The sequence below is a fragment of the Halomonas sp. 3F2F genome, from assembly GCF_014897805.1.
Lineage (GTDB): Bacteria > Pseudomonadota > Gammaproteobacteria > Pseudomonadales > Halomonadaceae > Vreelandella.
This window is the reverse complement of sequence record NZ_JABUZE010000184.1, coordinates 20,454-36,627: the sequence shown is the minus strand read 5'-3', so window position 1 is coordinate 36,627 and position 16,174 is coordinate 20,454. Positions and strand designations below refer to the sequence as shown.

The 16,174-nt window shown below is 53.2% G+C and carries 16 protein-coding genes; 10 read left to right on the top strand and 6 right to left on the bottom strand.

Annotation, left to right across the window (positions count from 1 at the left end):
- The coding region (locus tag INT21_RS18980) for a hypothetical protein (protein ID WP_226930695.1) at window positions 1-479 on the top strand (479 nt) is incomplete at its 5' end.
- 519 nt (window positions 480-998) lie between these two features.
- Here the strand turns inward: INT21_RS18980 and INT21_RS18975 are convergent.
- Together INT21_RS18975 and INT21_RS18970 are read right to left on the bottom strand one after the other, a co-directional pair.
- Window positions 999-3,164, bottom strand: coding sequence for a protein-disulfide reductase DsbD family protein (locus INT21_RS18975; protein WP_193068539.1), 2,166 nt, complete (start codon window positions 3,162-3,164; stop codon window positions 999-1,001).
- Between the two features lie 77 nt (window positions 3,165-3,241).
- A complete protein-coding gene (locus INT21_RS18970; RefSeq protein ID WP_193068540.1) occupies window positions 3,242-4,348 on the bottom strand; it encodes a TlpA family protein disulfide reductase in 1,107 nt (368 codons plus the stop codon).
- A gap of 177 nt (window positions 4,349-4,525) precedes the next feature.
- Here INT21_RS18970 and pdxR point away from each other — a divergent pair, with 177 nt between their 5' ends.
- Window positions 4,526-5,932: a MocR-like pyridoxine biosynthesis transcription factor PdxR gene (pdxR, locus tag INT21_RS18965; protein ID WP_193085583.1), complete on the top strand. Its 1,407-nt coding sequence runs from the start codon at window positions 4,526-4,528 to the stop codon at window positions 5,930-5,932.
- A gap of 10 nt (window positions 5,933-5,942) precedes the next feature.
- On the opposite strand, the gene INT21_RS18960 is transcribed toward pdxR, so the two are convergent.
- From INT21_RS18960 to INT21_RS18945, 4 genes are all read right to left on the bottom strand, one after another.
- The gene (locus tag INT21_RS18960; RefSeq protein WP_125745665.1) at window positions 5,943-6,566 is read right to left on the bottom strand and encodes an FMN-dependent NADH-azoreductase; all 624 of its coding nucleotides are present in this window, start codon (window positions 6,564-6,566) and stop codon (window positions 5,943-5,945) included.
- Between the two features lie 79 nt (window positions 6,567-6,645).
- Window positions 6,646-6,909: a hypothetical protein gene (locus INT21_RS18955; RefSeq protein WP_193068541.1), complete on the bottom strand. Its 264-nt coding sequence runs from the start codon at window positions 6,907-6,909 to the stop codon at window positions 6,646-6,648.
- A 115-nt stretch (window positions 6,910-7,024) separates the two neighbouring features.
- Window positions 7,025-7,558 carry a TetR/AcrR family transcriptional regulator gene (locus INT21_RS18950; protein WP_157698032.1) on the bottom strand — a complete coding sequence of 178 codons (534 nt, stop codon included), beginning with the start codon at window positions 7,556-7,558 and terminating at the stop codon, window positions 7,025-7,027.
- 185 nt (window positions 7,559-7,743) lie between these two features.
- Window positions 7,744-8,727 carry an MBL fold metallo-hydrolase gene (locus INT21_RS18945; protein ID WP_193068543.1) on the bottom strand — a complete coding sequence of 328 codons (984 nt, stop codon included), beginning with the start codon at window positions 8,725-8,727 and terminating at the stop codon, window positions 7,744-7,746.
- A gap of 109 nt (window positions 8,728-8,836) precedes the next feature.
- Here INT21_RS18945 and INT21_RS18940 point away from each other — a divergent pair, with 109 nt between their 5' ends.
- The 8 genes from INT21_RS18940 to INT21_RS18905 all read left to right on the top strand — a co-directional run bounded on the left by INT21_RS18940 (window position 8,837) and on the right by INT21_RS18905 (window position 16,169).
- Window positions 8,837-9,760, top strand: a complete 924-nt coding sequence (locus tag INT21_RS18940) for a LysR family transcriptional regulator (RefSeq protein ID WP_193068544.1) — start codon at window positions 8,837-8,839, stop codon at window positions 9,758-9,760.
- 74 nt (window positions 9,761-9,834) lie between these two features.
- A complete protein-coding gene (locus tag INT21_RS18935) occupies window positions 9,835-10,602 on the top strand; it encodes a helix-turn-helix transcriptional regulator (protein ID WP_089040905.1) in 768 nt (255 codons plus the stop codon).
- Window positions 10,603-10,732: 130 nt separating this feature from the next.
- Window positions 10,733-11,089 (top strand): RidA family protein, encoded by a 357-nt coding sequence (locus INT21_RS18930; RefSeq protein ID WP_089039125.1) that lies wholly within the window; start codon window positions 10,733-10,735, stop codon window positions 11,087-11,089.
- Window position 11,090: 1 nt separating this feature from the next.
- The gene (locus tag INT21_RS18925; protein ID WP_193068545.1) at window positions 11,091-12,026 is read left to right on the top strand and encodes an ornithine cyclodeaminase family protein; all 936 of its coding nucleotides are present in this window, start codon (window positions 11,091-11,093) and stop codon (window positions 12,024-12,026) included.
- A gap of 136 nt (window positions 12,027-12,162) precedes the next feature.
- Window positions 12,163-13,236: a TRAP transporter substrate-binding protein DctP gene (gene dctP / locus INT21_RS18920; RefSeq protein WP_193068546.1), complete on the top strand. Its 1,074-nt coding sequence runs from the start codon at window positions 12,163-12,165 to the stop codon at window positions 13,234-13,236.
- Between the two features lie 57 nt (window positions 13,237-13,293).
- Entirely contained in the window at window positions 13,294-13,839 is a 546-nt protein-coding gene (locus INT21_RS18915) for a TRAP transporter small permease (protein ID WP_089039122.1), read from the top strand.
- Entirely contained in the window at window positions 13,836-15,110 is a 1,275-nt protein-coding gene (locus INT21_RS18910; protein WP_171880167.1) for a TRAP transporter large permease, read from the top strand. Before INT21_RS18915 ends, INT21_RS18910 begins: the two co-directional genes overlap by 4 nt.
- An 18-nt stretch (window positions 15,111-15,128) precedes the next feature.
- Window positions 15,129-16,169: a histone deacetylase family protein gene (locus tag INT21_RS18905; protein WP_193085582.1), complete on the top strand. Its 1,041-nt coding sequence runs from the start codon at window positions 15,129-15,131 to the stop codon at window positions 16,167-16,169.
- The last annotated feature ends 5 nt before the right edge of the window (window positions 16,170-16,174 follow it).

Genomic DNA, 16,174 nt, shown 5'->3' with positions numbered 1-16,174 from the left:
TGGTACTTAGGCAGCAACGACCGTATTTATGCAGCGTTTCCTTAGATAGGAGGCAGGAGTTGTTAGATTTTATTAAAGATAGGTATGGGGTGGAGCAAATTAGCCATCTTGATAAAGATCTAATATTTTACGAAAATAAAAGTATAACAAAAAGAAATGTTGTCTTGATGAGAGGGAATGTTTTAAAAAATCATATTTCAAAAAATGAGTTGGTGGATGAAATTGATGGTTTGTGTAAAGATATTTCGAGAGGAGTAAGAGAGACTGTTGAGTCTTCAAGTAATGGTGAGGGTAAGATTGAGTTAAATGTTGAAAGCGAAGCAGTTGTTGCTGTATTGAGCTGCTTGTCAGAAATTATGGGAGATAAAGTAAAAGAGTTTAATGTTCGTTCAGACTACTATTCTAACATATTGGGGATTTGTATTTTTTTTATAATGTTTGGGTTTTTCTTCTTTGTTTGGAACTTAATAAAGATATGAAGTTATTGTTTGTTGATACAGATAACCACCGTATGACAGCCGTTCTGAAAAGGGCGGCTCCCAACCCAATAAAGCCGACGACATAGCGCGCCACCATAGGCGTAGCTAAAAATATGTGCTGGTGGCCTCATGCTTATCTCAAAGGATATCGAGCGCGTGCCTTTACTCTAGCATTGCGACGCTCTAGGTCAGTTTGACGTCGGTTTATATGTGGTAAATAAAGGCGCAGACGGGGTGATATCGTCACAGGGCGGAAAGGCTGAGAAGCCAGAATGTACAGGCAGTGTGCTGTAACGTGATTAAGCCAATGCTTCAAAATCCGCCGCCTTTACGGGTGTGCCAGTTCGAGTCTGGCCACCGGCACCAAATTCAAGGGCTTAGCGATTTATCGCTAAGCCCTTTTTTTGTGGTGCGCCAAGCTTGCTACACCATCAAAAGATACCCCACTTGGTTAGTCTGGGTATTTTTCTTTGCAGCATTAAAAATATCTTCGATATGGCGATGCTGGATAAGAGAGAGTTAATCCAATTGGCTCGCCAACACCGATAAGGTATTAGGCGCAAGAAGTTGTGAAAGAACTTCAGGCTCGGTTGCGCCTGGTGCGTACCATAAGTAGAGAGGTACCCCTGAACGGCCGTGCTGCTCCAAGAAAGTGGTAATGGCGGGGTCTCCATTAGTCCAATCGCCCTTCATTGTGATCACTTCCGCCTGTTCGAATGCTTGTTGCGTGCGGGGTGTGTTGATGGCTCGCTGTTCGTTGATTTTGCAAGTGACGCACCAGTCTGCCGAGAAGTAGACCAAAATGGCGTGACCTTGTTGACGAAGTTCGGCCAATCGGTTCGCATTGAAGTCGAGTGGGCGTGTGTCGGCTGAACTTACGAGCGGATTGGGGTCTACCGCTTGCGGGATAAAGGCGCCAGGAACGAGCACGCTTCCAGTCAGCGCCAGCCCGGCAGCGAGTCCTGCCGGTAGCCAGCTTAACCGCTTGGCGCTGCGTTGACGTAGTCCGGTGAACCAAAGCCCTATCGCCAGCAACATGATCAGAGCGAGGCTCGCAATCATGCCGTTGTGGCTGAGCTGGCGGCCAAGCACCCAAGCCAAGGCTAAAGCGGTTAGGAACATGGGGATGGCCATGATATGCCGGAAGTTGGCAAGCCAAGGACCAGGGCGGGGAAGTAGGCGGCGCAATACCGGCACGAAACCAAGCAGCAAAAATGGCAGGGCAATGCCCAGGCCCAAACCAGCGAATACTGTCAGTGCGGCAAACGTGGGGAGCACCAAGGCTGCGCCAAGAGCCGTGGCCATAAAGGGACCGGAGCAAGGCGTTGCGACGAAGGCGGCCAGTACGCCTGTCCAGAAGGCACCGGCTACACCGTCCTGGCTTGCTAGCTTGCCACCGGCATTGATGGATCCCAGCTCAAAAAGGCCGGCCAGATTAAAACCGATGGCCGCGGTCAATAGGGTCAGCACCAGGAGGACTCGCGGGTCTTGCAGTTGGAAGGCCCAGCCAACCTGGGTACCCACTGCACGTAAGGCGATAATCGTCGCGCCAAGTATTAAGCAAACGATAACCACGCCAGCGGTATAGGCTAACGCCTCCCGCCGGGCTTCGCGTTGACCTCCGGTTAAACGCGCAAGGCTAAGCACCTTGAGGCTGAGGATCGGGAAAACGCAGGGCATGATATTGAGCAGAACACCGCCCAATAGGGCGCCGAAGAATGCTGTCAGCAGTAGAGTAGGACTGCCTTGTTCACCGGTGGTGCTGGCGTTGGTGGCACTGGCGATGGTGGTGCTACTGGAGGAGGAGGCACTCTGATATCCGTTGGTGCTCGCCGCTGGCGCCTCAGCGCTATGGCTAACCAGTGTTAAGCCAGTCCCGGTTCCCAGTGACAGCAGCGCTTCGAACGCAGTGGGCGGGCTGTTTGCCGACCAGGCGTTAGCCCGCTGAGTTTCAACAATCAAGACATCGCCTTCACGGCTGAAGATTTGTTCAGCCGCGGGATCCACGATGTTATCGGTGTCGACAAATAAGTGTGGATCATTCAGCGTCACGCTAGCGGGCAAGGGGATGCTGACTCGCAGCCGCGCATCGTTGATCGTCACAAAGCTGGCTTGCGAGCCCAGCGGCCTGGGTAACTCACGCCGCCACTCATCGAAGCGCGCTTTGCGCTCTTGCGTAATATGGCCATCGCCTGCGGTGAGGGTAATGGCAAGCGTTGATTGTTCGGGAACGCAGGCATCCGCACGGCAAGCGAGATAGTTCAAATCGACGGTGATTGGCAGAGGCGTTCCCGGCGCGACCGAACCATCTATCTCAACGGGGAGCAGTAGCGCGTAAGGATGCTCAAAGACATGATTCATCAAGTCGCCGGTCATCAGCGTATGTGGCACTGGAAAGCTGGCATCGCCCACGCTGACACCATCCGGTAATTGCCAGTCGAACTGCGGTGCCAGGCCAATGCTGCCCGGCTGTTTCCAATACCCATGCCAACCTGACTGCGGCTCCATGAAAACGGCTAACGTGCTGGAGGTACCGGCTGCGGGTTGGTCCGTTTCCGCTATCAAGCTGCTCTTGATGAGTAACTCGCCCGAAGTGCCGGGAAACTCTTGAGCAGCCCCGATCTGGGGGAGCAGCATGAACGCCAGATAAAAGAGGACGCAATAGCGGTAAAGGGATCGGGGCATTGGTTATCAGCCCGCTTGAGACGGGCTGCTCCATTGAAAAGTATATCGCGCCGTGGCTGGCGCGAAATGGCGGTAGGTTATTGGCTGATGCGTTCGATGGCTTCGGCGAGCTCGGTATCTTGTGGCCCAAGCTTGTCGGCTACCTTGCCATCGGCATCAATAAGCACAACGGTGGGTATCTGTTGAATGCCGAAGCGGCGGTGTATGTCACCATCGGCATCAAGTAACACGGGAAACGCTGTCTCGGTGGTATCTAAATAGCTTTCGACGTCGGACTCTTTGGTCCAGAGTCCAGAAATAATGCCTACCCATTGAGTCTCCGAGTCTTTACTCAATTGGTTGACGGTTTCGCGAACGCGGCGACAAGCAGAGGCGGTGGCCGGCTGGCTCTCGGCAAGGTAGGACTCACACCATGACGCAAAGAACACCATGCCCAGGGGCTTATCTGTCGCTGTGCGGGACAGGTCGATGGTGTCGCCGTCACGCGTGGTGATATTCATCTGGCTAACCGTCTCGCCTACCGCTAACGCATTGGCGTCGATATCCTCGGCTGTGGCGTCGTGAGTGGCTGTTGATGAGTCGGGCTCAGTAAGTGTCAGTGCTGCTTGTAATGCCTCTTCTAGAGCTTGATCGTCACGATAGCCAATGTGAGTGATGTGGCCACTGAGATCAATCACGACATGCTGCGGGGTAACGCGCAGGTTAAGGGCTTCAGCCAGCGTACCGTCATCTACCGTGATAGGCATCGTCAGGCCCATTTCTTCGCGATACGCACGCGCAGATGCTGCGCTGTCTGCGTAGCCGGTGTTAACGGCGATGACCTGAATGTCATCACCATGTGTTTCCTGGATGGCCTGAAAGCCTGGCATCTGCTGGCGGCAGGGTACGCACCAGGTTGCCCAAAACTTTATATATACCGGTTTGACGCCATACAGGGTGCTGAGATCGATGGTGTCACCCTCCAGCGTGGTAATGGTTAACTCGGGGCCGGGTTGACCAATGAGCGACTCGCCAGCCGCTTTGGCGCGCTGTTCGCCATCGGCGTCGGCATCATAGGCCTGGTCAGATTCCGGTTGTTCAGATTCCTGTTGTTCAGTGGTCTCGGTCGCTAGTGAAGGGCCAACATAGCCGAGCAACATGGCGAGCAGTATCGCCGTTGAAAGCCTGGTGCTGTTTATTCGCATAGGGGAGATCCTCTGGGTAAATGGTTCGGGGCTTGCGCAATTGCTTTGGGCTAGCTCAAAGAACGACAATAAGGTTGCAGACCGATAAAAGCAGCGTGGAGCGTGAGCAGGATTGTGAATGGCATCATGGTCTAAAAAAAGAACCAAGAATGACTGGTTTTTATGTACCATTGCGTTATGAACAAACTTCGCTTTTCGCTTGATCGCCAGGGCAAGCAGTCTCTTTCCGAACAAATACGCTTCAGCATTGCGGATGCTATTCGGCAAGGGCATTTGTATGAGGGCGCGCGGCTGCCTTCATGGCGTGATCTGGGCGCGCAGCTGGGTGTTTCGCGGGGCACCATAAAAACGGCTTATGATCGGCTCTGCGATGATCAGCTAGTTGTTTCCAAGGGGGCTGCAGGCACCTTTGTTAGCTCCGTGCTACCCGCAGTGCCAGAGATGGCCGCGGTGGCCTCTCGCCTGCCACTGCCTGACCTGTATCAGGATCTGGATAGTGTTCCCAAGCTTTTTCAAGTCGGCGTGCCAGCACAGGACGCGTTTCCCTTTAAGCAGTGGTCGCGCATCATGCTGCGCTGTACGCGAAAGGCAGTGGCTGAGTCGCTGCGTTATCCAGATCCTCGCGGCGAGTCTCAGCTGCGCAAGGAAATTGCTGCCTATCTAGCGGTATCTCGGGGGCTACTCTGCTCTGCCGAGCAGATCATCATCACCAATGGTTATGCGGGCGCGCTGGGTTTGGCATTGCACTTGCTACGCCTGGATTCACAGCGGGTGTGGGTTGAGAACCCTGGCTATCCGCTAACTCGGCATGCTTTGTCACTGGCAGGATATACATCAGTTCCCGTTCCGGTGGATGATCAGGGAATGTGTGTGGAACAAGGCATAGCGCTGGCCGCGGATGCCCGCTTAGCGATTGTAACGCCAGGCCAGCAAGCCCCCTTGGGGATGCAGTTGTCGCTGAATCGACGCCAAGCACTACTGATATGGGCTAGAGAAAATGCGGGTTGGATCATCGAAGATGATTATCTAAGCGAACTGCAGCTAAGCGGACAAGCAACACCGGCACTGGCCTCGCTGGATCGTGACGGAAGGGTGATTCACATCGGTACGTTTAGTAAGACCATCAGCCCACGCTTGCGGCTCGGTTTTATGGTCGTACCGGCCAAGCTGTCAGAGCGCGCTGGCGATACGGCTGCTGCCTTATCGCCCGCGTCTGCATTGCCGAGCCAGCTAGCCGTGGCGGAGTTTCTGCGCGATGGTCATTACTTGCGTCATATTCGGCGTATGAAACGCTTGTATAGACAGCGACGAGATGGGCTGCTGGCACTCATGAATGGATCGGTCTCACTGAGCGATATGGCAGGTCTGTCACTGATGCTCGCCTTGGAGGAGGGCATGGACGACGTTGCTATTGCCGAGGCTGCCCAGGCTTTTAACTTGGCCCCGATGCCGCTGTCTCCCTGGTATGCCACCCAAGCTGGGGCGCGAAAAGGGTTACTGCTAGGCGTAACCAATCTATCCAGCCCTGCCTGCGAAGAAGGCTATCAGCAGTTGGCAGCGCTTATTGATCGACATCACCGATAGTGGCTGGGCTTTAAATCGATGACACGTCATTAGTCAGTACGCCAGCTTCGATTAGCGTGGTCTGCGCCTGTTGCCACGCTTTGGCGATCGCGGTTTCGCCGAACACTAAGCCCTGCAGATATACGAAGTGGACATCCCGAATGCCGATGGTGTTGAGAATAAGGGTGAGGTAGGGAGTGAGAAAATCGGGTTGTGGGTTATCGCCTTGTAACATGCCGCCCGCGCTCACCAGAACGGTGGTGGGGCGATCGTGCAATAACCCTTGTTTTCCCTCTGAGACGATAAATGTGCGGTTAATACGCACCACGTGGTCTATCCAGAGTTTCAGCGCTGCCGGTACGCTGAAGTTGTGCATAGGCAGCGCGATTAATAAGCGGTTGCTCTGCTCCAACTCACGAATCAGTTGCTCGGACTCTGACAGGGCGGTGTTAACACGATCGCCGATGTTGTGGCTGAGTAGCGCCGAGGAGTAATGATGGGTTAGTGGCGACAGCGGAGCGGCAACTAAATCGCGTTCTATCAACCCCACGTTTGAGTTTCTGGCTGTCTCCTCAGCTAGGATCTTTTGAGCCAAGCGATAGCCCAGCGCATGCTTGCCATGCGGGCTAGCGTGAACAAATAAGGTGTTGTGCATAGACCTCTCTTTTTAAAACCCTCTTCTTAAAACGACAGTGACCTTCTCCTGATTGTCTTGAAGGAGTTCAGCCGATCAATCAGGTGACAGGACGATCCTGGCTTGCGGTCAACTTTTGTTCCTGTACTTGCCTATCTGACGCTGGAAGGCCGTCAGAACCTATTCCTAATATCATACCGCGATAAAAGGCTTTTATTCCCTTCCGTCCTGCGAGCAAGGTCAGTGCAAGTAGCCCGCTGAATCCCAGTGCTAAGCCGATTATGGGGCCAATGATGTAACAGAACAGCACAAGAAATGGCATGCCAACCAGGTAGTCGATGGATTTCACAATTATATGTCGCATGAGGTTTCTCTTTTTTTTGAGCATGCTCAATTTTTAATTGAGCGCGCTCAAAAAGTCAAGCAGCTTTGCTCTGGCCGGCCTTCGAGATGAGACCTGGAATACGGTGGGGAAGGTCTTAATTGGTGGGTAAGATAACCGTGAGCTCGGCTCGAAAGTCGTTGATGGCAGCCTCTCGGCAAGGCTTATCGTGGCTAAGATGGCGGACAAGTGTCATGAGGTAGCTGTTTTCGATCAGGCGCATACGAGTGGCGTCATGCAAAGTCGTTGCGCTTAAGATACAAGGCAGCAGTGAATCGTCGACGTTGCGTAAATAATCAAGGTCCCAGAGTGCCTCTTTCAGCAGGCTACGGCTCAAGGCGATATGATCGAAGTAATAGCGATAGAAGTGGGAGGCCAGCTCAACTAATGCTTCATGCTCGTTGCCGCCCGCCCAACTCGCGAGGAAGGTCTTAGCGATGTGGCTGATCTGCTCTTCCATACCCTCCCGCAAGATATCAATCTTGTTGGGATAGTGGCTGAACACAGTGCCGTCGGCGACACTAGCACGACGAGCGATCTCACGAGTGGTAGTAGAGGAAAAGGAGCGTTCGGAGAACAGCGCCCAGGCAGCCTCACGAATACGCTTGCGGGTGACTTCCTTCTTGCTCATCCTCTCGCTCCCCGAGATGTCCATTGGCTGACTGATGATACCTGCCCACGGCTTAGGCTCAAAGACAGGCGCCTAATGCAAAAAACCAGATTTGTTGGTGAGGGGTATCATCATGTCGCCGAAAGCAGGAATATCTCGAACAGTGATCAATCGTTTGTCGTGCAGGTGCAAATAATAGCGACAGGTCAGACGTCAGCGCGATAATTGACGGGCACCCAATCAAACATCGTGCTGTCTTCGACCACGTACCCGATGCCTGGGAATGCGATATGGCAACCAGCCACCATGTATTTCTCTGCTACCGCTTCGGCAAAGGCCGCTTCACGAGTGATGACCGCCTGGTTCGGGTCAACATCAAAGGCAATCGCCACGCCTGGTTCGTCGAATTGAATGACATCGCCGTGCGTGATGTCACCCCAATAGACGAATTTTTCGCCTTTGCTTTCAAACCATAAGGCACTGTGACCAGGGGTATGGCCTGGGCGGTGGGTTGAATTAATTACGCCTGGAATGGCTGGCATATCCGTGTCGTAGGTTTTAAGCGTGTCGCTGTCGATATAGGGCTTGGTTGACGAGACCGCCTGATCAAAGAACGGCTTAGCGTCTTCTGGGGCCTTGTCACGATTTTCGGCACTAAGCCAATACTCCGCATCCAGTTTCGGCACATGGACTATCGCGTTGGCAAACACCTTTTCACCGTTTAGAACGAGCCCGCCGACATGATCGGAATGAATGTGGGTAATTACCACATCATCGATCTGGTCGGGGTGATAGCCCGATGCGATGATATTGTTTGTCAGTTTACCCAAGGCTGAGCCCATCAGATCACCGGTCCCTGCATCCAGAAGAATCAGCCGATCACCGAAATTCAGCAGATAAGCATTAACTGACAGATGGGTTGGCGTGCCTTGAAACGCATTGGCAAGTGCTGTGCGAGCCTGTTCGGGGGTGATATTCAGGTAAAGGTCGGCGATCGGAAACAGGCCCGTACCATCCGAGAGTGCGGTGACTTCGACATCACCCACCATCAAGCGGTAATAGCCCGGCGCCTGTGTGCCAACTAGCGGTGCACTGGCTGCAGCGTGTAATGGGATGAAAACGGTGCTGGCGGCTGCACCCACGGCCATAGCAGCAAGCGAACCTTTAAGCATATCTCTGCGTGACAGCATAAAAACACCCTCTCTCAATCAATCAAAAGGCCAGAATTCAACTAGCGGTTTGTAACGCGATGAGGAAAAGGTATATTCCCATTGGTCAGTAATCAAATCGATGCCAATCATGGATAATATTGATCATTTCAATTTACGCTCCTTCGACCTCAATCTTATGGTCGCGTTTGACGCAATGATGCAAGAGCTGAGTGTCACCAAATCTGCCGAGAAACTCCGTATTGGTCAGTCGGCAATGAGCCATAATTTATCAACACTGCGGATGTTATTGCAGGACGATCTTTTCGTTCGTGTCGGGCAAAAAATGCAGCCAACGGCCAAAGCTCGAGCGCTGGCTGGGCCGGTGCGAGTAGCGTTGACGCAGGCGCAAAATGCGCTTCAGTCATCGGATAGTTTTGAGCCGCAAACGGCAGACCGGATTTTTCGGGTGGGTATTGCCGGTGAAATGGAGATGGTTCTGCTACCTGCCTTGGTGGATCGACTGCAATCAACGGCACCAGGGGTTAGGCTGCTAAGTCGCGCGATTACGGTAGAAACAGTAGATATGATGATGGATTCGGGCGAAATTGATCTGGCCATTGGCTGTAAACAGTCTCGTCATCTAGGAGAAGTCCTGTTCGAATCCAACGTGGCATGCTGCTTTAATGCCGACCTGTGTCGATTGGTACCGCCATTATCGCGTGACGATTATCTTGGCGCACGGCACGCTGTTCTGTCCCAGACGGCAAATGTCGCGGGCTGTGTCGGTGATGCTTTGGAAGCATTGGGAATAGAGCTCAATGTCATCTTAGCGGCGCCTGATTTTATGCCGCTGCTTGCTGCAGCACGCAATGCCCCTGTTGTGGCAACAGTGCCTAGAAGGATTGCCGTGCAGTATGCACCGTTATTCGGGCTGGCATTTTGTGAAATGCCGATTCCGCTTAATTTCCCACCGGTAACTATGAATTGGGCGATATGGACGGATAAGGATGTCGGACTGAGTTGGTTGCGAGAGCAAATCAGGTTAGTGATTGGTGATATCTCTCGGGGGTAATGGGAGCTTTCTCGCTTTTCAACTGGCAGACGTTTTATAGTGCAATCGTCAACGTAGAACCAAACGGTACGTTCATGGTCCAGTTTGAGCTGCATAACCGCAATTTAGCCCCCGAACAGGTATCTCACTCACACGATTTTCATCAGTTAATTCTGGCAACGTGTGGCGTGACTGAGCTTGCTATGGAAGGGCAGAGCGAGCGCGTCACGGCACGCCGCGGCTGCTTGATCCCATCGTCTCGACACCATGAGTACCAAGGCGATGGCGGTAATCGCACGCTGGTGTTGGACATTCCTGTTAAGCACTTAGCAGTGTTAGAAAAAGGCAGTGAAATCGAGCGGCTATTCGACAAACCCCGTTTTTTTACCGTGCCTCCAGCGCTTAATCAGCTGACCCATGCCTTAACGAACCAGCTGGAGCAGTGTCCCGCGCTGCAAAATGAAATTGCCGTGCTGCTGCTTCGAGCGCTGTATATGTACCTTCAAGATGAGCCGAAGCAAGTTGCCGATCAGATTGGTGTTCGCTGTATCAGTGAACGGCTTGACCTGGAAAGGCTGGATGCATGGCTGGATCAGCACTTGGCGGACGATATTCGGGTTGAGCAATTAGCCGCATTATGTGCGCTAAGCCCTGGACACTTTCATGCCTGCTTTCGTGATCTAACCGGTGTGACGCCATTAGCATATGTTCAGCGCAGACGGCTTGAACACGCCCGTACGTTGGTTCGGCACAGCGCACTAAGCCTGGGCCATATTGCCATGCTGGTTGGCTTCCGTGACCAAGGAAGCTTTTCTCGCGCCTATCGGCGTTACTTTGAGATTGCCCCCTCCTCAGACCGCTAGCTTGGCAAACAGAAATTATTGCTCGATGAGTTACAACACTTACGGGCAAATTTGCCAGAGTTTCGGGCAAGCACGCCGCTCATCATCATCGTAGTCTCAAAAGGAACCTCATTTTCCTTGGAGAGACACCATGAGCGTTACCTATCAAGACAGCAATGCCCGCATGAGCCAAGTCGCGATTCACAACGGCACCGTTTATCTCGCTGGCCAAGTGCCCAGTGATGCAACGGCTGATATGCGTGGCCAGACCGAGCAAGTGCTCGCGCGCATTGACCAACTGTTAGCCCAGGCAGGTACCTCGAAAGAGCAACTGGTTTCGGCGCAAATTTGGGTCACCAGCATGGCCGAGTTTGACCAGATGAATGCTGCTTGGGACGCCTGGGTAGTGCCTGGCCGCCCGCCCGTACGTGCAGCGGTTGAAGCCAAGCTTGCTAAGCCGGAATGGAAAGTAGAAATCATGGTTGTTGCTGCGCTGCCGGAGGCCTGATATGCGGGTTGTGTCTGCGGCGGAAGTGGAACGCTATCTTACCTGGAAAGGTTTGATTAAGCGGCTACATACTACCTTTGTGAACGGCGTTGAATCTCCGCCACGCCATCATCACGCGATGCATCGCCCCGACGGTGAAGCCACCATGCTGCTGATGCCTGCCTGGGAGCCAGCAGGCTATATCGGCGTCAAAATGGTCAACGTCTTTCCTCAGAACGCCCAGCACAATATTCCTGCTATTTCAGGGTTGTATTTGCTTAGTGAAGGTAAACACGGCCAACCACTAGCGTGCATTGATGGTAGCGAACTAACGCGCCGCCGCACAGCTGCTGCCTCTGCCTTGGCGGCACAAGCACTAGCCAACGAGACAGCGGAAACGCTATTGGTGGTGGGAACTGGCAAGTTGGCCCCTATGGTCATCGAAGCCCATGCCAGCATTCGACCAATCAAACGTGTGTTGGTGTGGGGCAGGAACCCTGAAAAGGCTTCTGCTATCGCCGAGGCCTATGCCGACCGATTTGACACCCAGGTCGTTAGCGATCTGCAAGGCGCGGTTGTACAGGCTGATATTGTCAGCTGCGTCACGCTCTCCACAGAGCCTTTAATTAAAGGTGAGTGGTTAACACCGGGCACGCATGTTGACCTTATCGGCGCCTTCCGCCCCCAAATGCGCGAAACCGATGCTGAGTGCCTACGTCGATCTGTCGTATTTGTGGACACCTATGCAGGGGCTAAGGGCGAAGCTGGCGATATTCTTCAGGCAATCGATGAAGGCGCGTTCCGTTTCGAGGATATCAAGGCAGAGCTTGCTGAGGTGCTTGCGGGAACTAAGCCAGGCCGGCGCTCTGCTGAAACCATCACGCTGTTTAAGTCAGTTGGCGCGTCGCTTGAAGACTTAGCCGCGGCCATTGAAGTGTGGGAGGCCATTAACCAGTAGCTAACAGCCAGTAACTCACAGGGAGCAGTCGCATTCGCCGTCTACGGCTTGGATGATAACGATAATAAAACAATCGCTTACGAGTGGAAACGTCAGTCATAACGCAAACCAGCTAATAACCAAAACGAGGTAAGTTATGAAACCTACACAATCTTTTTTATTCGCTGCCATGGCGGCTTTGCCACTGGCTATTGCCAGTGTCACTGCCCAAGCACAGTCCTATGAAATGGTCATCGCCACCCAGCTTCCAGAGAATATGAAGAATAACGAAATCTATCCTGCCCTGGTGCATTTCAAAAACCTTGTGGAAGCGCGTACCGATGGCGATCTTGAGGTCTCTATTTTTGGTGGTGGTCAGTTAGGTTCAGAAGTAGAAAACGGCTCAGAAGTGCAGGGTGGCCGTACTCTGCAATCGACCATTATGTCAGCGGGGGCGATGTCGTCGTTTTATGGCGATTACCAAGCGGTAACGGCTCCTTTCTTGTTTACCAGCTGGCGCCAAGCGTGGAGCTTCTTCGACAGCGAATGGTTTGCTGACTTCATGTCTGGCACCGTTGAAGACGCCAATATGCGCTACTTAGGAACGTTCGATGATGGCGGTGGTTTTGTAGCCTTCACTAACAACGTACGCTTGATTGAGACCATGGAAGATCTCGAAGGGCTCAATATCCGTACCGAAGAGAACCCTGCTCACGTCGCTATCATGCGCTCACTGGGTGCTTCTGCCACGCCCCTACCTTGGGGTGAGCTGATTACTGCCCTTGAAACGGGACTGGCGGATGGCCAGTTTAACGCTCCCGTGCTGAATACCACGTTCAACTTTGATGCGGTGACGGACTACACCACCCTGACAGGGCATGTATACAACAGTGCTCCTTGGGTCGTCAGTGAATCCTGGTATCAGTCGCTACCGGAAACGCATCAACAGGCGTTAATCAGCTCTGCCCGCGAAGCGATTCAGCTAAGCCACGGTATGTCGGGTGCGCTTTCCACCGCCAGTTGGGTGGAGTCCTGCGAACGTTTCGAAGCGTGCTACCTGATGCCTGATGCCGAGCGGGAACGCATGGCAGAGGTTGCTCGACCCGCTTGGAAAGAGTGGATTGTCGATGACTTCGGTATGGATGAAGCCCGTGTGCAGGGGCTGCTTGACGAAGTCGAGCGGGTTGGTCAGCAGCTTGCAGATGATGATCTGCGCATTTACGGCCAGTAAGACTTAGCGACGGACAAACGCTGGGGTAGCAAGGCTGCCCCAGCGTGAGGAATCACCATGAGCGTTTTACCCCCGTTACGCCGCCTAAGCGATCACATCAATCAGGCGGCGATTGTGTTATGCGTTGGCTGTATTTTATCGATGCTAGGCATTTCTTTTACTGCCTTTCTCTACAAACTGTTTACCGGCAGCACGCTGAGCTGGACCTATTCGCTGGCCCGGCTTTTTTTGCCGTGGATAGGCTTTCTCTCCATGACCATTTCACTGCGCTATGGCGAGCATGTGGCGATGACGCTGCTAGTGCGTAGCCTGCCCAAAATCATGGTGAAAATAGCGGCGGTGATGTGTCTGGCAGTTCTCGGCTTATTTGCACTTATGCTCACTTGGTATGGCTGGGGCTACTTCACCAACGCGACGCAGGTCTACATGGTGTCGGATCAAATCCGCATTCCTAGCAAAGTGACGGCCATTGTTGTTCCTATCAGCGGCCTGATTATGTTGCTGCATCTCGTTCACGGCTTTGCACTGCTTGAGCACTTTACAAGCGAGCATGATGTGATCGATGAGCTTCTTGAGAGCTCTGAAGAGGAGGCTCGACCATGACGCCTACGATTATTGTATTTGTGCTGTTGCTGTTTATTGGGGCTCCCGTGGCGGTCGTCATGGCCATGTCTGGGCTGGCTGGTGGTTTCTCCCTGGGTGGAGAACGCATGCTCGGCATCATTGCTGACCGAATGTTTTCAGGGGTTTCAGGGTTTCTGTTAATTGCGGTGCCTTATTTTATTTTTACCGCCGAGCTAATGAATCAGGGCGGACTAACCCACAAGCTGATTGCGTTTAATAATTCGTTGTTTGGCCGTGTTCGTGGTGCACTTTCCCACGTCAATATTTCGGTATCGGTGTTTTTTGCCGGGTTAACCGGTGCCGCTGTCACTGACACCGTGGCAATCGGCAAAATCATGATTCCCGAAATGAAAAAGCAGGGCTACGACGCTGAGTACGCGGCTGCCGTTACGGCATGTTCATCGATTATTGGGCCGATTATTCCCCCCAGTGTGGTGATGGTGGTGTACGCCACGCTGTTGCGCGATATTTCGGTGATCGATCTTTTCGCAGGCGGCATTGTTCCTGGGCTGTTGATGGCGTTGGCGCTGCTAGGCGTGAGTTTTTTCCTCGCCTGGAAACGGGGTTATCCCAAACAGGCGCCCACGCCGTTTAAAGTCGCGCTGATGTCGTTTGTGGTTGCGCTGCCCGCCCTGGTGGTGCCGCTGATTATTTTGGGTGGCATTCTGTCGGGCTTAACCACCATCACTGAAGCCTCTGGGTTTGCGGCGGTGTATGCCATAGTGATTGGCGTTGTATTTTATCGGAATCTCACTTGGCGAAAAATTTGGGATGCGCTGGTCGTGACGGTACGTTTCTCTGGAGTGGTGTTTTTCTTGCTGGCTACCTCGGCGGTACTGGGCTGGTTTGTAACGCGCTCAGGGATTGCCAGGGATGCTGCCGGACTTATTACCACCTTCAGTGACGCTGCATTCCTGCAGTTAATGCTGGTGTGCTTACTACTGTTGGTGATTGGCACGGTAATGGACGTGTTACCGGCACTTGTAGTGGTTGCGCCAGTGCTTGTGCCAGCCATGATTCAGCTGGGTTTTGACCCGCTGCATTTCGCCATATTGATGATTGTGGTGCTTAACGTTTCTAATGTGACGCCCCCAGTAGGGATGACATTAATGACGGCTGCCCGAATAGCCGAAGTGCCTTATGAGCGGGCCATTGTGGCATCACTACCGTTTTATGTAGCGTTCATTGGCGTTATTGTTTTGTTAGCGGCATTTCCAGCGCTTTCAACCTGGATTCCCTCACTACTTTAAAAGGCGGATGTGCAACACATGAAGTGCTTTTACCACCCTGACCAGGACTACCATGCACCGTCGACCTTTCTGCTGCGTGGACAGCCTGCGCCATCACCAGAAGGGCCGGTGCGTGCTGAGCTGCTAAGTAATGGGCTGGCAGCAGCTGGTTTGAGCCTGACGGCACCTAGTGAAACTGACTCGCCGATGTTGCGTAAACGTCTTGAGCAGATTCATACGCCGCGCTATTTGCGCTTTTTGGAAACGATTCATGAGCGTTGGCAAGCACTGCCTAATGCGGCAGCGCTGGTGGCGCCGAACGTTCATCCCTGTGGTGGTGCTAGCCACTACCCGAGCCATCCCGTTGGCCAGGCGGGCTGGCATTTGCACGATATGGCATGCCCAATCAGCGAAACAAGCTTTCAAGGAGCATTGGCTTCGGCTGCGACAGCCGTGGCTGCCACTGAGGACGTGATGAATGGCGCATCGCTCGCCCGCGCTTACGCCTTGTGTCGGCCACCGGGTCATCATGCAGGGCCGGATAATGCGGGTGGCTTCTGTTTATTGAATAACGCTGCCTTGGCTGCCAGCGTACTGCGTGAGAAATTTGCCAAAGTAGCGATCATTGACGTGGATCTGCATCACGGCAACGGTACTCAGGATATTTTCTACGCCCGCGGGGATGTTTGGACGGGCTCTGTACACGTCGATCCAAGTGTATTTTATCCCTTCTTTTGGGGTGGCGTGGACGAGATAGGGTGCGAAGAGGGTGAAGGTGCCAACGTCAACTTGCCTTTGCCATTGGGCAGCGATGGTGAGACCTACCTTAATGCGGTGGCTATGCTGATTGAGCAGCTCAAACGTTACCAGCCAGAAGCGGTCGTGGTGTCTTTGGGGCTGGATGTCCACAAGGATGATCCACTTGCAGGGTTAAGCGTAGAAACCGAAGCCTTTGTTGCTTTGGGTGAGCAGTTGAGCGATTTGCCGTACCCCACCGTGGTGATTCAAGAGGGTGGCTATCCGACTGAACATCTTAGCGCTAACCTTGCCGCCTTTATGCGCGGTTATCAGAGAAGTTGAGAGAA